This is a genomic window from Bradyrhizobium sp. 40, assembly GCF_023100925.1.
GTDB lineage: Bacteria > Pseudomonadota > Alphaproteobacteria > Rhizobiales > Xanthobacteraceae > Bradyrhizobium.
Genome location: NZ_CP064688.1, coordinates 1074996 through 1092248, shown reverse-complemented (window position 1 = coordinate 1092248; position 17253 = coordinate 1074996). Strand labels below are relative to the sequence as shown.

At 63.3% G+C, this 17253-nt stretch carries 17 protein-coding genes; 8 read left to right on the top strand and 9 right to left on the bottom strand.

Annotated elements, in window-relative coordinates:
* Positions 1–5 precede the first annotated feature (5 nt).
* The 5 genes from IVB40_RS05140 to IVB40_RS05120 form a co-directional block, all read right to left on the bottom strand.
* The gene (locus IVB40_RS05140) at positions 6–1163 is read right to left on the bottom strand and encodes an ABC transporter substrate-binding protein (protein WP_247818252.1); all 1158 of its coding nucleotides are present in this window, start codon (positions 1161–1163) and stop codon (positions 6–8) included.
* A gap of 60 nt (positions 1164–1223) precedes the next feature.
* The gene (locus tag IVB40_RS05135) at positions 1224–1808 is read right to left on the bottom strand and encodes an alkylhydroperoxidase domain protein (RefSeq protein WP_247818251.1); all 585 of its coding nucleotides are present in this window, start codon (positions 1806–1808) and stop codon (positions 1224–1226) included.
* A 12-nt stretch (positions 1809–1820) separates the two neighbouring features.
* Positions 1821–2447, bottom strand: a complete 627-nt coding sequence (locus IVB40_RS05130) for a CMD domain protein (protein ID WP_247819495.1) — start codon at positions 2445–2447, stop codon at positions 1821–1823.
* A 47-nt stretch (positions 2448–2494) separates the two neighbouring features.
* Positions 2495–3529, bottom strand: coding sequence for a putative FMN-dependent luciferase-like monooxygenase (locus tag IVB40_RS05125; protein ID WP_247401306.1), 1035 nt, complete (start codon positions 3527–3529; stop codon positions 2495–2497).
* A 136-nt stretch (positions 3530–3665) separates the two neighbouring features.
* The gene (locus tag IVB40_RS05120) at positions 3666–4460 is read right to left on the bottom strand and encodes a MetQ/NlpA family ABC transporter substrate-binding protein (protein WP_247819494.1); all 795 of its coding nucleotides are present in this window, start codon (positions 4458–4460) and stop codon (positions 3666–3668) included.
* A 392-nt stretch (positions 4461–4852) separates the two neighbouring features.
* Between IVB40_RS05120 and IVB40_RS05115 the strand changes: the two genes are divergently transcribed.
* Complete coding sequence (locus IVB40_RS05115) at positions 4853–6640, top strand: peptide ABC transporter substrate-binding protein (protein ID WP_247401304.1); 1788 nt, start codon at positions 4853–4855, stop codon at positions 6638–6640.
* A gap of 367 nt (positions 6641–7007) precedes the next feature.
* On the top strand, positions 7008–7148 hold the full coding sequence (locus IVB40_RS05110) for a hypothetical protein (RefSeq protein WP_155810080.1): 141 nt from the start codon (positions 7008–7010) through the stop codon (positions 7146–7148).
* A 33-nt stretch (positions 7149–7181) separates the two neighbouring features.
* Here IVB40_RS05110 and IVB40_RS05105 read toward each other — a convergent pair whose 3' ends face one another.
* Both IVB40_RS05105 and IVB40_RS05100 read right to left on the bottom strand, forming a co-directional pair.
* Positions 7182–7364, bottom strand: a complete 183-nt coding sequence (locus IVB40_RS05105) for a hypothetical protein (protein WP_155810078.1) — start codon at positions 7362–7364, stop codon at positions 7182–7184.
* Between the two features lie 122 nt (positions 7365–7486).
* Positions 7487–7681 (bottom strand): hypothetical protein, encoded by a 195-nt coding sequence (locus IVB40_RS05100; RefSeq protein WP_027519884.1) that lies wholly within the window; start codon positions 7679–7681, stop codon positions 7487–7489.
* 86 nt (positions 7682–7767) lie between these two features.
* Between IVB40_RS05100 and IVB40_RS05095 the strand changes: the two genes are divergently transcribed.
* Positions 7768–8283, top strand: a complete 516-nt coding sequence (locus IVB40_RS05095) for a ferritin-like domain-containing protein (protein ID WP_247818250.1) — start codon at positions 7768–7770, stop codon at positions 8281–8283.
* Between the two features lie 63 nt (positions 8284–8346).
* Here IVB40_RS05095 and IVB40_RS05090 read toward each other — a convergent pair whose 3' ends face one another.
* Positions 8347–9204: a glucose 1-dehydrogenase gene (locus IVB40_RS05090; RefSeq protein WP_247818249.1), complete on the bottom strand. Its 858-nt coding sequence runs from the start codon at positions 9202–9204 to the stop codon at positions 8347–8349.
* Positions 9205–9267: 63 nt separating this feature from the next.
* A complete protein-coding gene (gene treZ, locus IVB40_RS05085; RefSeq protein WP_247818248.1) occupies positions 9268–11079 on the bottom strand; it encodes a malto-oligosyltrehalose trehalohydrolase in 1812 nt (603 codons plus the stop codon).
* Between the two features lie 335 nt (positions 11080–11414).
* Here treZ and glgA point away from each other — a divergent pair, with 335 nt between their 5' ends.
* From glgA to IVB40_RS05060, 5 genes are all read left to right on the top strand, one after another.
* Positions 11415–12824: a glycogen synthase GlgA gene (gene glgA, locus IVB40_RS05080; RefSeq protein ID WP_247431311.1), complete on the top strand. Its 1410-nt coding sequence runs from the start codon at positions 11415–11417 to the stop codon at positions 12822–12824.
* Positions 12825–12897: 73 nt separating this feature from the next.
* Positions 12898–13155 (top strand): DUF3606 domain-containing protein, encoded by a 258-nt coding sequence (locus IVB40_RS05075; RefSeq protein ID WP_247431314.1) that lies wholly within the window; start codon positions 12898–12900, stop codon positions 13153–13155.
* 41 nt (positions 13156–13196) lie between these two features.
* Positions 13197–15434, top strand: coding sequence for a glycogen debranching protein GlgX (glgX, locus tag IVB40_RS05070; protein WP_247818247.1), 2238 nt, complete (start codon positions 13197–13199; stop codon positions 15432–15434).
* A 104-nt stretch (positions 15435–15538) separates the two neighbouring features.
* Positions 15539–15832, top strand: coding sequence for a hypothetical protein (locus IVB40_RS05065; protein WP_247287716.1), 294 nt, complete (start codon positions 15539–15541; stop codon positions 15830–15832).
* A gap of 146 nt (positions 15833–15978) precedes the next feature.
* Positions 15979–17250, top strand: coding sequence for a DUF892 family protein (locus tag IVB40_RS05060; RefSeq protein ID WP_027570451.1), 1272 nt, complete (start codon positions 15979–15981; stop codon positions 17248–17250).
* The last annotated feature ends 3 nt before the right edge of the window (positions 17251–17253 follow it).

Genomic DNA, 17253 nt, shown 5'->3' with positions numbered 1-17253 from the left:
TCCCCTCAGGTCGGCTTGCCGTCCCAGAGGGCGAACTGGCCCTTGCGCACGACGAGCTCGGCGTTCATGGCGCCCTTGACGCGCCGGCTCTCGACGTCGAACGTCGCCTTGCCGAAGATCACGCTCGAGACGTCCTTCACTTTCGTGAAGGCGTCGCGGATCGCGCGCCGGTCGGCGCCGCCGATCCTCACGACGGCGGCCGCCATGTTCATCGCGTCATAGGCGTAGGCGTTGAACGCGTCGGGCTCCACCCCGTTGTACTTCTTCTTGAAGCCCGCGATGAACGTCTGCACCTCGGGGCGCGGGTCTTCCGGGAAGTAGCGCGTTCCGACATGGACGTCCTCGACCGCATCGCCGCCGAGCTCCAGGAATTTCGGTGAGTAGACCGAGCTAGCGGCGCAGATGACCTGCTTCAGCCCGACCTGGCGCGCCTGGCGCGCGATCAGCGCACCGTCGGAATAATAGGAGATCAGGATCAACCCGTCCGGATTGGCGTCGCGGACCCGCACCAGCGTGGAGCGGAAGTCGCGCTCCTCCGCGATGTAGCCTTCGGTGACGGCGATTTCGGCGCCGTGCTCTTTGGCGGCCTTGACGAAATAGTCGCGGCTGGTACGGCCCCAATCGGTGTTGAGGTGCAGCACAGCGAGCTTCTTCAGGCCGAGACGTTTGACGGCATAGGCCGCCAGCAGCGGCTGCTCGTCGGCCTGACTGACCGAGGTGCTCCACATGAAGTCGCCGCCCTTGGTGAAATCGGGATGCGAATTGGTGAAGCCGAACTGCACCAACCCGCCGCGCTGATAGATTGGCGAGGCCGCCATCGAGGCGGGACTGGAGAAGTCGCCGAGCTCCATGACGATCCTGGGATCGGAGACGAACTTCTGGGCGATCGCCACCGACTGGCGCGGGTCGCTCTGGCTGTCCTCGAAGCTGTAGGCGAGCTTGCGGCCGTTGATGCCGCCCGCCGCCTGAATCTCGTCGAGCGCGAGATCAAAGCCCTGCTTCCACTGCGTGCCATATTGCGCGTTCGGCCCTGTGAGGGGGCCGCTGACGCCCAGCAAAATCGGTTCGGACGATTGCGCAAGCGCGGCGTGCGAGAGGGCCGCTCCCGCCATCATGGCGGCCAGCGAGCCCTTGACCAGGGTACGACGATCGATGTTGCTCATGGACGGCTCCATCCTGTCAGGTGGTGAAACAACCAGCAATTTCCATGCCGGTGAGATTGGCTATTTCGAGGGCTCGCCGAGCGACAGCATCAGCCGGTTCGCCCAGTTGAAGAACGACGCGCCATTGATGACGTCGACGATCTCGGCATCGTCGAGACCGGCGCGGCGCAGCTCATCGACATTGTCGGGGCCGAACGCGATCGGCGTTGCGGCCAGCGCCACCGAGGCCTTGACGACTGCATTCCAGCGCTCGCCGAGATCGGCGCCAACGCCCTCGTCGAGCAGCCGCTGCACATCGTCGCGGCGCTTGGAATAGGTGCTGGCGAAACGCGCATGTACGGAGGCGCAGTAGATGCAGCCGTTATAGCGCGAGGTCGCAGCCGCCGCGAGTTCGCGCTCGGCGCGCGGCAGGCCGTCGGCAACGTTGTAGAAGATGTCCTTGTCGGTCTTGGTGCGGGCTTCCAGCACCTCGGGATCGCGCACCAGCAGGCGGAAATACTCGGACTTGGAACGGGAGCGATCGACGAGGCCGGCGAAATGCCGCTCGGTCAGCTCAGTCTCGGGCAGCGGATCGATCCACGACACCCAGCCCAGTTCATCCTGGGTGAAGACGACGGGCGGATTGACATCGTTTGCAACGTTCATGATGCAGCCTCCTTACGCGCCGGCCGCGGCGTTCGCGGCGCGCCCGAGCGAGGCACCCAGCACGCGCAGTCCGGTGACGACGCGCACCTGGAACGACAGGAACGCAACGAGCTGAGAGAACGTGACGATGCCGGTGTTCGACCAGCCAGCGGCGAGCAACGCCCTCATGTCGGCCGCGGCCGCATCGCGCGGGCGGAACACCAGCAGATGCGCATGCTCGAACGCCGCAACGAGCCGGTCCCCGAGACTGGCCTTGCGCTCCGCGCTGACGCGGTAGATCAGGCCGGCCTTGTTCTCGACCGAAAGCGGTCCGGCCGGAAAGGCGCCGTAGGGGCCCGAGGTCTCGCCCCGCGCGATTTCGACATCGACCGCTTCGACCAGGCGCGCGCCATCGGCGGTCGCAGCTAACTTCGCGCGATAGAAGGCAGCTACAGTCGGCTCGCGGTGAAGGCCAATCACGAAGAACGCGACTGCGGCACGCTCGACGAGCGAGACATCGCCGGCGTCGAGCGGCTCGAACAGAGAGAGATAGCTCTTCTGCGCATTGTCGCGCGCCTGCACGCGCTTGGCGCGAATGCCGTCCAGAGCCGAACCCGGTTCGATCCTGGCGAGCGTGTCGATGATATCTTTCGTAGCCATCATTCAGCCTCTTGCAGCCTCTTGCAACGCGATTGCGTTCATTCCGACTAACCCGCCAGCGCCACGTCGGGCGCCGTCCGCGCCCAGCCCAGCGCTGGCGCGACCTTCTCCGCGACCAGCTCGATCGAGCGCAGGATGTGGGGATGCGGGGCATCGACCGAATGTGCCTGGAAGACGAGATCGGTCACCCGCTCCAGGGTGGCGTCGGCGCGCAGCGAGGCGATGACGTCGTCGGCCGCGCCGACATGGGTGTCGAACGCCGCGATCATCTCCTCCAGCGTCTCGCCCGGCTTGGCGTGGCCGCCCTTGAGGAATTGCGGCAGAGCGCGCCGCAGGCCGATATCGGCAAGGCGCATCGCCTCGGTCCGGTCGTCGGCGACGAAGATGGTGCGCGAAGCCATGATGCGGGGCTCGCGTCCCGGCGGTAGCGCTTCGAGATAGGCATCGATCACCGGATTCTGAATCTCGGCCAGCGTTGCCTTCGGCGCCTCCTTGGTCCGGGGCTGGGTACGCGACAGCAACAGGCCATCGCCTGCCTTGCCGGCACGCGCGCCGCCCGCCACGGAGAACGTCGCCTGCCAGATCCGGTTGTCCAGTTGCGGCCGCTGTGGATAGAGCGTGTCACCACCGTCGAGCGGCTTGCCCACCAGCGCGGTGCGGACGACCTCGAGATTGCGCGCAAAGATCTCGTTGCGCTGGGCGCTGTCGAGGCCGAACGCGGCAAAGGCCGAGGGATTGCCGCCGGTGCCAACACCGAGCTCGAAGCGACCGTTGCAGAGCAGATCGAGCACCGCGGCGTCTTCCGCCACCCTCACCGCATTCTCCAGCGGCAAGGTGACGATGCCGGTACCGAGCCGGATGCGCGAGGTTTGGGCAGCGACGTAACCGAGGAAAGTAAAGGGCGACGGCAGACCGCCCTCGCGCTCGTGGAAATGGTGCTGCGCGATCCACGCGGAATCGAGGCCCGCCTTCTCGGCGCGCACGATCTGTTCGGCCGCGAAGCGATATCGGTCGGCCGGCGGGGCCTCGTCGAGAAGCCGCGTGAAAAACCCCAGGCGTTTCAGGTTTGCTAAGCGTTTCATACGACCCCTGTCGGACGAGGATGGGCCCCGATGATGTCGGTTGCCGCAGCTCCAGACAAGCGGGCATTGCGCAGGGCTCGTACGCAAGCCTGCCCGCCGGGATCGCCCTGAGCTGAACTTTGGCTGGGCAGACTGCCTACCAGCTCGGCAGTACCGCGCCCTTGAACTTGGTCAGGACGAACTCCTTGACCTCTGCGGTGTGGTAGCTGTCCACCAGGATCTTGACCCAGGGCTTGTCCTTGTCGACCGTGCGAACGGCGATGAGATTGACGTAGGGACCCTTCGGGTCCTCGCGCAGGATCGGATCCTTGACGGGATCGAAGCCCGCCTGGGTTGCATAATTGGTGTTGATCGCCGCGGCGTCGACATCGTCGAGCGCGCGCGGCGCCTGCGCTGCGTCGACTTCGATGAACTTCAGCTTCTTGGGATTCTCGGTGATATCAAGCACCGTCGGCTTGAAGCCCGTGCCGTCCTTCAGCTTGATCGCGCCCTTGTCGCGCAGCAGCAGCAGCACGCGGCCGCCATTGGTCGGATCGTTCGGGATCGAGACCTTGCCGCCCTCGGGGATGTCGGCGAAGGCCTTGTGCTTCTTGGAATAGACGCCGATCGGAAAATTCACGGTCAGGCCGGCGGCTTCGATCTTGTAGCCACGGTCGGCCTTCTGGTTGTCCAGATAAGGCTGGTTCTGGAACGAATTGGCCTGGATCTCGCCGGCATCGAGCGCGGCGTTCGGCACGACGTAATCGGAGAATTCGATGAGCTGGATGTCGAGACCCTGCTTGGCGGCGATCGGCTTCACGGCCTCGAAGATCTGGGCGTGCGGCCCCGGCGTCACGCCGATCTTGATGGTCTCGCCTGAAGCGGCGGCCGACCAGGCGGCGAGCACGGTCGCAAGGATCAGGGGGAGGCGAAACGACATCTTGGTCTCCATGGCTTGGCAATGATTGGAACCGTATTCGCTTCTCCGCAGCGCGAAATCAATGAAATTGAAATCCATATTGGCCTGCCGGAGCGGACGACGCTTCTCCGTTCGTGCGCATGGGGGGAACGAATGCACCTGCGCAAGTATGAGGCGCATCACGGCAAAACGGCACGGATCGTTGGGCCCAGGCCGCTGGAGCGAAGCGCAATCCGGAGCGCCGCCTGCCGCGGCTGGACTTATCCTGGTTTGCGCTCGGCCCCATCCGGGCTTCAGACCTCTCCCCGCACGTTCGTCATTTCGCCGCATGGTTTTCTCACCCTGTCGGCATTGCCGCCTCGCCCTTGATGAAACATGATGGGCCTTGGCCGGTGACGACTTGTCCGTGAAGTGGGGATCATCCGATGAACGAGAACGAAATCCGCAAGTCCATCGCTGAGGTGAAGCAGGGCAAGCTGTCGCGACGCTCGTTCATGCAGACGATGGCTGCGATCGGGATCGCAGCGCCGGTCGCCAGCCAGATCCTGGTCTGGAACGACGTGGCGATGGCGGACGCCACGCTGCCTTACAAGCCGACCAAGGCCGGCGGCGGCGGCCCGCTCAAGATCCTGCTCTGGCAGGCCCCGACGCTGCTCAATCCGCATTTCGCGCTCGGCACCAAGGACCAGATCGCCTCGCGCGTCTTCTTCGAGCCCCTCGCCGGCTGGGACAAGGAGGGCAACCTCGTCCCCTGCCTCGCGGCCGAGGCCCCATCCAAGCAGAACGGCGGCCTTTCGCCGGACGGCCTGAGCGTGACCTGGAAACTGAAGCAGGGCGTGAGATGGCATGACGGCAAGCCCTTCACCGCCGACGACGTCGTTTTCACCTGGCAATACGCCTCGGATCTCGCCACGGCGGCGTACACCACGGGTTCTTACAAGGACATCACGGTCGAGAAGATCGACGACTACACCGTCAAGGTGCTCTTCAAGGCCCCGACGCCGTTCTGGGCCGATCCCTTCGTCGGCTCGGTCGGTCCGATCCTGCCGAAACATCATTTCGGCGACTATGTCGGCGCGAAGTCGCGCGAAGCGCCCGGTAATCTGAAGCCGGTCGGCACCGGTCCCTACAAATTCGTCGAGTTCAAGCCCGGTGACCTGATCCGGGCAGAACGCAATCCCGACTATCACGTCAAGAACCAGCCGCATTTCGATACACTCGAAATCAAGGGCGGCGGCGATGCGGTGTCCGCGGCGCGCGCCGTGCTGCAGACCGGCGAATACGATTATGCCTGGAACATGCAGGTGGAGGAGGAGGTCCTCAAGCGCATGGAGGCCAGCGGCAAGGGCAAGCTCGACGTCACGCCCTCCGGCAACGTCGAGTTCATCATCCTCAACACGACGGACCCGTGGACCGAGGTGGACGGCGAGCGCTCCAGCCCCAAGACCAAGCACCCGACGCTGTCCGATCCTGCCGTTCGCCGCGCGATCAACCTGCTGATCGACCGCGACTCGATCCAGAAGTTCATTTACGGGCGCGGCGGCATCGCCACCGCGAGCTTCGTCAACGCACCCAAACAGTTCAAGTCGCCCAAGCTGAAATACGAGTTCGACGTCGACAAGGCCAACAAGATCCTCGATGAAGCCGGATGGGCCAAGGGCGCGGACGGCCTCCGTGAGAAGGACGGCAAGAAGCTCAAATTCGTTTTTCAGACCTCGACCAATGCGCCGCGTCAGAAGACACAGGCCATCATCAAGCAGGCCTGCCAGAAGGCCGGCATCGAGATCGAGATCAAGGCGGTCACGGCATCGGTGTTCTTCTCATCCGACGTCGGCAATCCCGACACCTACTCGAAGTTCTATGCCGACATGGAGATGTACAACACCACGCAACCGCAGCCCGACCCGGAGCGCTTCCTGAACCAGTGCGTCTCTTGGGAAATTTCCAACAAGGACAACAAATGGCTCGGCCGCAACGTCTCGCGCTGGTCCGATCCCGAGGCCGACAAGGCCTACAAGGCTGCACAGAACGAGCTCGATCCCGTCAAGCGCGCCGCGTTGCTGATCAAGGTCGACGAAACTTTTTGCGAGGCCAACGTGTTCCTGCCGCTTCTATCCCGCAACATCGTCAACGCAGGGGTCAACAACCTCATGGTCGACATGTCGGGATGGGACGTCACGACTTGGAATCTGGCGAGCTGGTACCGCAGCTGACGCCTTCCAGCTCAATCCTTGTAAGCTCAATCCCTGCCGGCGAATTGACGGTCGAGGTTTGACGCCGTGTCGGCGCTTCTCAGCCGTTTCATCAGCTCATCCCTCTCCTTACCGTCGGGCAACGACTGGGCCCTTTCGCGGATGGTCCTGGTGAACTCCGCAAGCCGCTCTTGAAGAGTGGTGGTTTGCTGAACGCGACGCCGCCTGAGCACGATCGGGTCTCCATGTCATGGCACCATGCGGTGCCCTTCTGGATTGGCAATGATAAGAGCGGGCGCAGCCATGTCTGTATCAAATGATATAGTTCAAGCCATTTGGTGCCGACGCCCTTTGTTCACATGTGAACAGTCGGAGCTGCCTTCCGCTGATGGTCCGGAACGAACAGGACGGCTGTTTCATTGACGCTGCGAGACAGCACGGACGCGCCATGGGCAAGATATTGATCAGCACCGCCGTCGTGAGCCTGGCGCTCATCATTGCCTTCGCGGTCTATGTCATCACTCTGTGAATTGCCGAAGCCAATGATAGTGCGGCTCGGAAATCACCCGCACGCGCAGCAATCCACCAGCAGGTCCCAGATCCGCTGCGCCTCGCCCGATGCGCGGGTCTCTAACCCCTTCTCCGGGTTGGACTGCGAGTAGCCCGCCACCGGGGGCGCTTCGCGCGGCACAATCCATCTCTGGGAGATCGGATCGTACCATTTTCCGATAGTGGTTTCAGTCACGCCGCTCGACTCACCGATATGATCCTGGGCGGAGCCACGGCTCACGGGCTTCGTCGAATCCCATTCACCGCGCCTCACCCATTTTACAAATCGGCTCCTTGCCGGATCGTTCCTGCCGCGGCTCAGCCCGGCCGTGCCGGATGAAGCGTACGGGGATGCCGCTCGTGCAGCAGCCGCGCGAGCTCTTCCCGCTCCGCAGGCCGTCCCTTCATGGCGGTCTCGAACAGCGCTTCCTGGATATCGCGCGGCATGTCGCCCCACACGTCCATCGCCGCCCGTCCGAGCAGGCTCGCAAGATGATCCGCACCATCGCTCATTCGGCTCTCCTGATCTGGTCACAGGAATGGAACAGCTGCGGCTGTGCGGCGTTCCAGTTCCATCATTGTGAAAGGAGACGTCGTTTATGGGATTCTTCACCAAGGACATCAAATCGATGGAAGACCTGCTGCTGCACGGGCTGCAGGACATCTATTACGCGGAACAGCAGATCCTGAAGTCGCTGCCGAAGATGATCGACAAGGCGACCAACAGGGACCTCGTCACCGGACTGAAAGCTCATCTGGAAGAGACCAACAAGCAGGTCGACAGGCTCGGCAAGGTGTTCGCGAAGCTCGGCAAGGAGCCGAGCGGGACACACTGTCCCGCCATCGACGGCATCATCAAGGAGGCCGATGAGACCGCGGGCGAGATCGAGGACAAGGCCGTGCTCGACGCCGCGATCGTGGCCAACGCACAGGCCGTCGAGCATTATGAAATGTGCCGCTACGGCACGCTGATCGCATGGGCAGAGGAACTCGGGCACGACGACATCGTGCGCTTCCTCACGACGAACCTGAACGAAGAGAAGGCCGCCAACACCAAGCTGAACACGGTGGCGCTTCGCAAGGGCGTCAATACCAAGGCGTCCAGCGCCGCTTGATCGAGACGTACTGGGCGTGGCGGCCCTGCTCGCAGGGCTGCCACTTTCTCGTCGCACGTTCGGTCAGATGAACGGCTTGCCGCCGGTGACCGCAAGGGTCGCTCCCGATGTGTAGCTCGAGAGCGGATCGGCGAGCATGACATAGGCGGTCGCGAGCTCGGCCGGCTGGCCGGCCCGTTGCATCGGCACCTGCTTACCGAAATTCTTCACGGTGTCCTCCGCCATCGTCGACGGAATCAGCGGCGTCCAGATCGGACCCGGGGCGACCGCATTGACCCGAATGCCCTTCGCCGCCAGCATCTGGGCAAGCCCACCGGTAAAGTTCTGAATGGCGCCCTTGGTCGTGGCATAGGCCAGCAGGGTCGGATTCGGCATGTCGGAGTTCACCGACGCGGTGTTGATGATCGCCGCTCCCGGGCGCATGTGGGGCACCGCAGCCTTGGTGAGATAGAACATGGCATGGATGTTGGTCTCGAACGTCTGCTGCCACTCCTCGTCGCTGATATCACCGATCTCCTTGAACGTGTCCTGATGGGCCGCGTTGTTGACGAGGATGTCTATTGCGCCGAACGCCTCGACGGTGCGGGCGATGATCGCGCGGCAATGATCGGGATTGCGGATGTCGCCCGGGATCAGGACGACCTTGCGCCCCTCATGCTCCACCAGCGCCTTCACCTCGGCGGCATCCTCGTCCTCGTTCAAATAGGCGATGACGATGTCGGCGCCTTCCCGGGCATAGGCGATCGCGACGGCGCGGCCGATGCCACTGTCGCCTCCGGTGATGATTGCCTTCTTTCCGGCCAGGCGCCCGGCGCCCTTGTAACTCTCCTCGCCGTGATCCGGTCGCGGATTCATCGCGCGGGTCGAACCGGGCATCGGTTGCTGTTGCGGAGGATAAGGCGGTTTTGGATATTCGGTCATGGAGCGGCTCCAGGGATTTGCTCCGCTAACGGAAAGCTTTCGGAAGCGTTCCTCGCCGTTCCATCACGCTTCCTGGCCAAGCCGCACGATGATGTCGTTCGGCAACAGGGCTGGCGCGTCGGCCGCGCCCAATCGCCACAGGCTCTCGCCCGCGACCAGCGCCGGCATGGGCAGTTCGCGGTCGGCGAAATTGGCGACAATCTGCAAGATGTCCCCCTCCTCCGTCCGCCAACGGGCATCCAGGCCGCCCTTGCGCTGGTCCTCCCCCAGCAACTTGCAATGAGCCGACACGAAACCCCGTTTGATCAGCGGCACGATCTTCTCGCGCCGTATCTTCAGCAATTGGGTCGTCAGACCGCGAAACCTGGCGCTGGCGGGAGAGCGATCGATGTCCGTCCAATCGAGCTTCGATGCCTCGAAGGTTTTTTCATCGCACGGATCCGGAATTCTGGCGCGCATGTCGGGCGTCGAGAATGCCTTGAAGTGCGCGAACTCCTTGCGCCGCCCTTCCCGCGTCAGCTCGGCAGCTTCGCCGGACCAGTCCGCGAAGAACAGGAATGGCGTCTCGGCCGCGGCTTCCTCACCCATGAACAACATCGGAATATGCGGGTTCAAGAGAACCATTGCCATGGCCTGATCCAGCTTCTCCGGACCGACCAGCGCGGAAAGCCGCTCCCCGAGCGCGCGGTTGCCGATCTGGTCGTGGTTCTGGGCGAAGAAGATGGTGGCCTCAGGCGGCAGATGCGCGCTCGGCTCGCCGCGCGGTTCGTCATGCAGCGGAAAGACTTCGCCCTGGTAGGCAAAGCCCTCGGTGAGCGCTCGCGCGAGATGTTCAAGCGGCCTGTCTGCGAAGGCGCGATAATAGCCTTCGTCCTCGCCCGTCAACAGGACGTGGAGCGCGTTGTGAAAATCATCGCCCCATTGCGCGTCATAGAGCCGGGTTCGCCCTTGAGCGCGGTCGAGCAGGCGGGCCTGATTGGCCTCGTTCTCCAGCATCAGATGCACGCGCCGGCCCGGCAGCTGACTGCGAACCGTCTCGGCAAGCTCGATCAGGAAATGGCGGTCGGAATCGTCCTTCAGCGCGTGAACGGCGTCGAGCCGCAAGCCGTCGAACCCGTAGTCGCGCAGCCACATCAGCGCGTTCTCGATCAGGAACTCGCGCACGAACGCGCCGTCGTGTCCCTCGAGGTTGACCGCAGGCCCCCAGCCGGTGCTATGGCGCGGGGTGAAGAAGCTTTCTGCATAGAGGTGCAGATAGTTCAGCTGCGGCCCGAAATGGTTATAGACGACGTCGAGATAGACCATGATGTCGAGGGCATGCGCCGCGCGTAACAGCCGCTTGAGGTCTTCCGGCCTGCCGTAGCGTGCATTCGGCGCGTTCAGCAGCACGCCGTCATAGCCCCAATTGTGCCGGCCGGGGACGTCATTGAGCGGCATCAGCTCGATCGCGGTGATGCCGAGATCGCGCAGATAGGGCAGCTTCTTCTCGATACCGGCATAGGTGCCTTCCTCGCTGAAGGTGCCGACATGCAACTCGTAGACCACGGCCTCCGCCCAGGGGCGGCCGGGATAGAGCACCGAGTCCCGGAACGCCGCAGTGTCCACCACCTCGCTCGGCGCCCCGACGTCGTCCGGCTGGAAGAACGCGGCAGGGTCGGGAACGACCAGATCTTCGTTAATCCTGAACTGATAGCGCGTGCCGACACGCGCGGTGGGGCTCAACCATTGGTACCAGCCATCCTCGTCGCGCGTCGTTCGAAGTGCCGGCCGGCCGGCTTCGAGCAATTCGACCGATTGCGCCGTCGGTGCCCAGAGATTGAAGCAGACCCCTTGCTGGAGGCATCGAGGACCGTGGTGTCGCGCTTGCCCTGCCATTCCCAATCTGTGACTCAAAACTGGCCGCCTTTGCGTGCATGGCTGGAAGTTACGACACGCTTCGCGAAGCTCGATTTTACGATCGCTTAAGCATGCTCAGGACGTGAGAAGCCGAGATGCAGGCATTCGTTCCTCAGGCGAGCGCCGCACCCCGCGCACACGCTCTGTGTGCACTTTTGAACCAAGGACGAAAAACGTCTGTTCGGTGGCGAAAGTTAGGAACGTTTGTTGCGGCGCGGAATTCAGGAATTGCGCTCCGTTGGGGAAGCGCAATTGGAATTCTAGAGATGGTTGGCAGAGGCCAGTGGTGTCCCTCGGGCCGGGCGGCGTGACACATGCGGATCCTTTTCGCGACGCCCGAAGTATCAGACTTCATTCAAGTGGGTGGACTTGCCGCCGTCTCGGCGGCTCTCCCGCGCGCCTTGCGCGACTTTGCCGACGTCCGCGTCATCATCCCCGGCTACCCGGCCGTCCTGCGCGGATTACAAGACCTTACGACCGTCGGACGATGCCAACCTTTCGCGGCCCTTCCGGCCTTTGCCATCGATCTTGGGCATACCGCCGACGGCATGACCTATTACGTGGTCCGGTGCCCGGCGCTGTACGAACGCGACGGCACGCCCTATGCCGATGGCCGCGGAGCTGATTGGGGCGACAACAATGTCCGGTTCGCAACCTTCTCTTATGCCGCAGCGCAGGTCGCGAGAGGATTGGTCGACAAGGATTGGGCCGCCGATCTCGTCCATGCCAATGACTGGCAATGTGCACTGATCCCCGGCTATCTGGAATGGCACTACGCGCACATTCCAACTGTGTTCACGATCCACAATCTGGCCTATCAAGGCGTCTTCGACCGCAGCTCGCTCGCGCCGCTGGGGATTCCCGAGGCGAGCTTCAATATCGACGGCGTGGAATTCTACAATCGCCTGTCCTTCATCAAGGCCGGCCTGGTCTACGCTTCCCACCTGACGACCGTCAGTCAGACCTATGCCCGCGAGATCACCACGGCCGAGTTCGGCTGCGGTCTCGAAGGGCTGTTGCGGCAACGGGCCGATCGCAACCAGCTTTCGGGCATTTTAAACGGAATCGACGAGAGCTGGGATCCGCGCACCTGCTCCTCGCTGTTCCAGCCGTTCGGCGCCGGTGACTGGGCCGAACGATCATTGAACGCCGACGATGTCAGGGAACAGTTCGGGCTGGCGGTCTCGAGAGGTCCCCTGTTCGCGCTCGTGGCGCGTCTGGTGCACCAGAAGGGCGTCGACCTCGTCATCGAGAGTGCGCAAGCGATCATCGACGCCGGCGGCCAGATTGTCGTGACAGGCAAGGGCGAACCGCAATTCGAGGAGGCGCTGCTGCAGGCGCAGGTGCGCGCGCCGCGCTCGATCGGCGTGAAGATTGGCTTCGACGACGCCGAGGCACGAAAGATATTCGCCGGCAGCGACTTTACCCTGATGCCGTCGCGCTTCGAACCCTGCGGGCTGAGCCAGATGTACGCCCAGCGCTTCGGCTCGCTGCCGATCGGCCATCGCACCGGCGGGCTCGCCGAGACGATCGTGGACGGCGAGACCGGCTTCCTGTTTGACCGCGCGTCGGCGCCCGGCTTCCTTGGAAGCCTTTGCCGGGCCTTTTCCACCTTCGGCATGAAGGACCGGCTCGATCACATGCGCCGCGCGGCCATGGCACAGGCCTTTACCTGGACACAGTCGGCCAAGTCTTACGCAGAAATCTACAAATCCTCGATCTAGACGGGTAACTGCAGACGAGCAAGGAACGGAATCGCCTGAGGGGTGGTTGCAACTCTACACAGGAGTTTTCGACATGCGCCACTCGAAGCCGCAGCCGATCCGCAACAAACTCGACTTGGCCGACCCTACTCAGGTGCGCCTCGTCAGAAAGCGTCTCGGGCTATCCGATGCGGAGCTGACCAGCATCGTGGAGCGGATCGGCAACTCGATTGCGGCGATCAGCAAGGAGGCGGCGCTGCAAAGGGCAACCACGCTGCCCAAGCCAGACGATGTGCCTCCTGTCGCCGTGATTACTTCTGCGACTGCCGGCGAACGGGCGACGCGCAAGTGAGAGCAAGTGCACCAAATTGTTGAAGGGCTGTACGGGGAACGATGGATCAAACAGTACATTCAGACGACGCCCTGACGCGGGCGGCCTCGAGCCTGCGCCGCTCCCGCATCAGCGAGGGCAAGCCGTTTCCGCTCGGCGCCACCTGGGATGGGCTCGGCGTCAATTTCGCGCTATTTTCGGCCCATGCCACCAAGGTCGAGCTTTGCCTGTTTGACGACGACGGCGAGACCGAACTGGAGCGGATCGAACTCCCGGAATATACCGACGAAGTCTGGCACGGCTATTTGCCCGCGGCCCGTCCCGGCACCGTCTACGGCTACCGCGTCCATGGCCCCTACGAACCCGACGCGGGACACCGCTTCAATCCCAACAAGCTCGTGCTCGATCCCTACGCCAAGCAGCTGGTCGGCCGGTTGCGCTGGGGACCGGAGCTGTTCGGCTACCAGCTCGACCATGCCGACAAGGATCTCTCCTACGACGAACGCGACAGCGCGCCCTTGATGCAGAAATGCCGCGTCATCGACCCGGCGTTCACCTGGGGCGCCGCGCGCAAACCGGAAGTGCCGTGGGAGCGGACGATCGTCTACGAGACGCACGTCAAGGGCTTTACCCAGCTGCATCCGCTGGTGCCAGACGCGGACCGCGGCACGTTCTCCGGTCTCGCGCATTCGGAAGTCCCGGCTTATTTGCGATCACTCGGCATCACCAGCGCAGAATTGCTGCCGATCCATGCCTTCGTCGACGACAGCTATCTGGTCGAGAAAGGCCTGCGCAACTACTGGGGCTACAACTCCCTTGCCTTCTTCGCGCCGGAGCCGCGTTACCTCAAGACGCCGTTCGCGAACGAATTCAAGACCATGGTCAACCAGTTCCACGCCCATGGCATCGAGGTCATCCTCGACGTCGTCTACAATCACACCGCGGAAGGAAACGAACTCGGTCCGACGCTGTCATTCAAGGGCATCGACAACGCCAGCTATTACCGCCTGCTGCCGGACCAGCGGCGCTATTACATCAACGACACCGGTACCGGGAATACGGTGAACCTGTCGCACCCGCGCGTGCTGCAACTGGTCGCGGATTCCCTGCGCTACTGGGCGACCGAGATGCGAGTCGACGGCTTCCGTTTCGACCTCGCCACCATCCTGGCACGGGAGCCCTACGGGTTTGACGAAGGCGGCGGCTTTCTCGATGCGTGCCGCCAGGACCCCGTGCTCTCCAGCGTCAAGCTGATCGCCGAGCCTTGGGACATCGGTCCGGGCGGCTATCAGGTCGGTCAGTTTCCGCCGGGATGGGCGGAGTGGAACGACAAATTCAGGGACACCGTGCGCGCTTTCTGGAAAGGCGACGAGGGTTCGATCGCGGACTTCGCCAAGCGCGTGTCTGGATCCGGCGATCTCTTCAACAAGCGCGGCCGTCGGCCATGGGCCAGCGTCAACTTCGTCACCGCCCATGACGGATTCAATCTCAACGACCTCGTTTCGTTCAACGACAAGCACAACGAGGCCAATGGCGAGGACAATCGCGACGGCCACAGCAACAATCACTCCTGGAACTGCGGCGCCGAGGGACCAACGGACGATCCGGAGATCATTGCGCTGCGCGAGCGCCAGAAGCGCAATCTGCTGGCAACCATGCTGTTGTCCCACGGCACGCCCATGCTGCTAGCCGGCGACGAATTCGGACACACCCAGCACGGCAACAACAACGCGTACGCCCAGGACAACGAGACCACATGGCTCGACTGGATGGGCATCACCGCGAACGGTCGCAGCCTTCGCGAATTCACCCGCAAGCTGATCGCGACGCGCAAGGCCTTTCCGATTCTCTACCGCAGCCGCTTCCTGGTCGGCTCCCACAACGAAGAGCTGGACGTCAAGGACGTGACGTGGCTCGCGCCGTCCGGAGAGGAAATGACGACGGAGCAGTGGCAGGACGGCAACGCCAAATGTTTCGCTTTGCTGCTCGACGGCCGCGCCCAGGAGACCGGGATCAAGCGCCGCGGTTCGGACGCAACCATGCTGCTGATCTACAATGCTCATCACGACGTCGTCAATTTCACCTTGCCCGCGGTCGCCGAGGGACGCAGCTGGATCGGATTGATCGACACCAATCAACCGGAGGGGCAGATGCCCGCATTCGAATTCGGGCATGTTTATGCGGTGACCGGGCGATCCCTCGTGGTATTCGGCCTCGCGACCGAGAGCATCGCCACGCGGCGCCTGCGCCAAGGCCTCGGCGCGCTGCTGGACGTCGTGGAGGCGCCGCTGCCGGGATAGTTCGCCATGATAGTGCGAGAAGACGTTTTCGACTTGATGAGACAGGGAACGCCCGCAGGTCACCGGCGTTCGAGTAGATGGGGCATCAGTCGGAGAACACCGAGATGAAGTTCACAGGTGCCGTTATCCTCGCCGCTTTCGCGCTGCCTGCAGCAGCCTGGGCGCAGGCCAGCAAGCCTGACGTTTCGTCCGCGCCGAGCGCACAGAATTCGGGAGCCGGCATTGCCGGACAGCCCGGCAACAAGAACGGGCCGACCGCCAAGCCTGGTGAGACCGTCGGATCGAGCTCGACGAGCTCCACTGGCAACACCGCCGTGCAATCGCAGGATCCGGCGCATATTCAGGGCGCACCGGGCAACAAGAGCGGGCCGCCTGCCAAGCGTCCGGATCAACGCTGAACGAACCCGCCCGAAATCCTGCCGATCGACTTCGAACGACCTGCGCCTGACATCATCGGCGCAGGTCGTTTCGCGAGGAACGAACGCTGAAGCCGCCCGTTCGGAAGACATCTTCTTTCCTGTCCTTCCAATCCGAGAGTCCTTCCATGTATCACCATGTCAAGAAGCTGATGTTCACCGTGCGTGTCGACGAGCCGGATCCCCGCTTCGGCAACATGCTGCTGGAGCAGTTCGGCGGCGCCAATGGCGAGCTCGCTGCCGCGATGCAGTACTCTATCCAGGGATTGAACTGCGAGGATCCCGATCGCAAGGACCTGCTGATGGACATCGGCACCGAAGAGCTCAGCCATCTGGAAGTGGTCGGCACGCTGGCGCGGATGCATCTCAAGCCGTCGAAATTCGACCGCCAGGCTGCCGAAGCCGATCCCCTCATCGCCATCGCCGGCGGCGGCGGGGTCAATCTCTTCAACTCCCAGGGCAATGCCTGGACCGCCGACTACCTGAAGATCACCGGCGAGCTCGACGTCGATCTGCGCAGCAACATCGCCGCAGAGGCGCGGGCCAAGATCGTCTACGAGCGGCTGATCAATTTCTGCGACGACGCCGGCAGCAAGGACGCGCTGCAGTTCCTGATGACCCGCGAGATCACGCACATGAAGGCGTTCGCGCTCGCGCTCGAGAGCATGGGCAAGCCGGCGTTCAGCATCGGCCGCATCGCCCCGACGCCCGGCCTCGTGGATCAGTTCTTCAACGATTCTACCGGCGCCGGTGATCATGGCGAGATCGACACGCGCGGGCCGTGGAACGAGGGCGGCGACTGGGTCTTCACGGAGTCGCCGGCGATTCAGGCGGGCGAACCGGGTCCGGCCTCGGCCATCGTCACCGAGAGTTCGCCACCCGCTGACGAAGCCGGTCTGGGCGATCTGCTCATCAACGAGCTGCGCGATATCCTGCATGCCGAGAAGCAATTGACCAAGGCGCTTCCCAAGATGGCGGAGGCCGCCCGCTTCGACCAGTTGCGCGAGCTGTTCGAGCAGCACCTCGCCGAGACCGAAGCGCAGGTCGAGCGCATCAACGAATGCTTCGAAATGCTCGGTAAATCCGCCCGCGCCAAGCCCTGCAAGGGCATGATGGGCTTGGTCGAGGAGGGCCAGGAAGTCATGGCCGAGGGCGAGGACAAGGAGGACGCGGCGGCCGACCTCGCCCTGATCGGCGCAGCGCAACGCGTCGAGCATTACGAGATCGCAGGCTACACTACTGCGCGCAACCTCGCCCAGCAGCTGCGCCACAGTGCGATCGTCGCCCTGCTGTCGAAATCGCTCGCGGAGGAGGAGAACGCCGATCAGCTCCTCAACCAGGTGGCCCGCTCGCTGATGTCGGTGGCCAAGATGCCGGCGGCGGTCGAGCAGACGGAATAATCC

Excerpts from the sequence above, each read along its gene's own strand:
- IVB40_RS05140 (WP_247818252.1), bottom strand. The coding sequence starts at position 1,163 with ATGAGCAACATCGATCGTCGTACCCTGGTCAAGGGCTCGCTGGCCGCC.
- IVB40_RS05135 (WP_247818251.1), bottom strand. The coding sequence starts at position 1,808 with ATGAACGTTGCAAACGATGTCAATCCGCCCGTCGTCTTCACCCAGGAT.
- IVB40_RS05130 (WP_247819495.1), bottom strand. The coding sequence starts at position 2,447 with ATGGCTACGAAAGATATCATCGACACGCTCGCCAGGATCGAACCGGGT.
- IVB40_RS05125 (WP_247401306.1), bottom strand. The coding sequence starts at position 3,529 with ATGAAACGCTTAGCAAACCTGAAACGCCTGGGGTTTTTCACGCGGCTT.
- IVB40_RS05120 (WP_247819494.1), bottom strand. The coding sequence starts at position 4,460 with ATGGAGACCAAGATGTCGTTTCGCCTCCCCCTGATCCTTGCGACCGTG.
- IVB40_RS05115 (WP_247401304.1), top strand. The coding sequence starts at position 4,853 with ATGAACGAGAACGAAATCCGCAAGTCCATCGCTGAGGTGAAGCAGGGC.
- IVB40_RS05110 (WP_155810080.1), top strand. The coding sequence starts at position 7,008 with ATGGTCCGGAACGAACAGGACGGCTGTTTCATTGACGCTGCGAGACAG.
- IVB40_RS05100 (WP_027519884.1), bottom strand. The coding sequence starts at position 7,681 with ATGAGCGATGGTGCGGATCATCTTGCGAGCCTGCTCGGACGGGCGGCG.
- IVB40_RS05095 (WP_247818250.1), top strand. The coding sequence starts at position 7,768 with ATGGGATTCTTCACCAAGGACATCAAATCGATGGAAGACCTGCTGCTG.
- IVB40_RS05090 (WP_247818249.1), bottom strand. The coding sequence starts at position 9,204 with ATGACCGAATATCCAAAACCGCCTTATCCTCCGCAACAGCAACCGATG.
- treZ (WP_247818248.1), bottom strand. The coding sequence starts at position 11,079 with ATGGCAGGGCAAGCGCGACACCACGGTCCTCGATGCCTCCAGCAAGGG.
- glgA (WP_247431311.1), top strand. The coding sequence starts at position 11,415 with ATGCGGATCCTTTTCGCGACGCCCGAAGTATCAGACTTCATTCAAGTG.
- IVB40_RS05075 (WP_247431314.1), top strand. The coding sequence starts at position 12,898 with ATGCGCCACTCGAAGCCGCAGCCGATCCGCAACAAACTCGACTTGGCC.
- glgX (WP_247818247.1), top strand. The coding sequence starts at position 13,197 with ATGGATCAAACAGTACATTCAGACGACGCCCTGACGCGGGCGGCCTCG.
- IVB40_RS05065 (WP_247287716.1), top strand. The coding sequence starts at position 15,539 with ATGAAGTTCACAGGTGCCGTTATCCTCGCCGCTTTCGCGCTGCCTGCA.
- IVB40_RS05060 (WP_027570451.1), top strand. The coding sequence starts at position 15,979 with ATGTATCACCATGTCAAGAAGCTGATGTTCACCGTGCGTGTCGACGAG.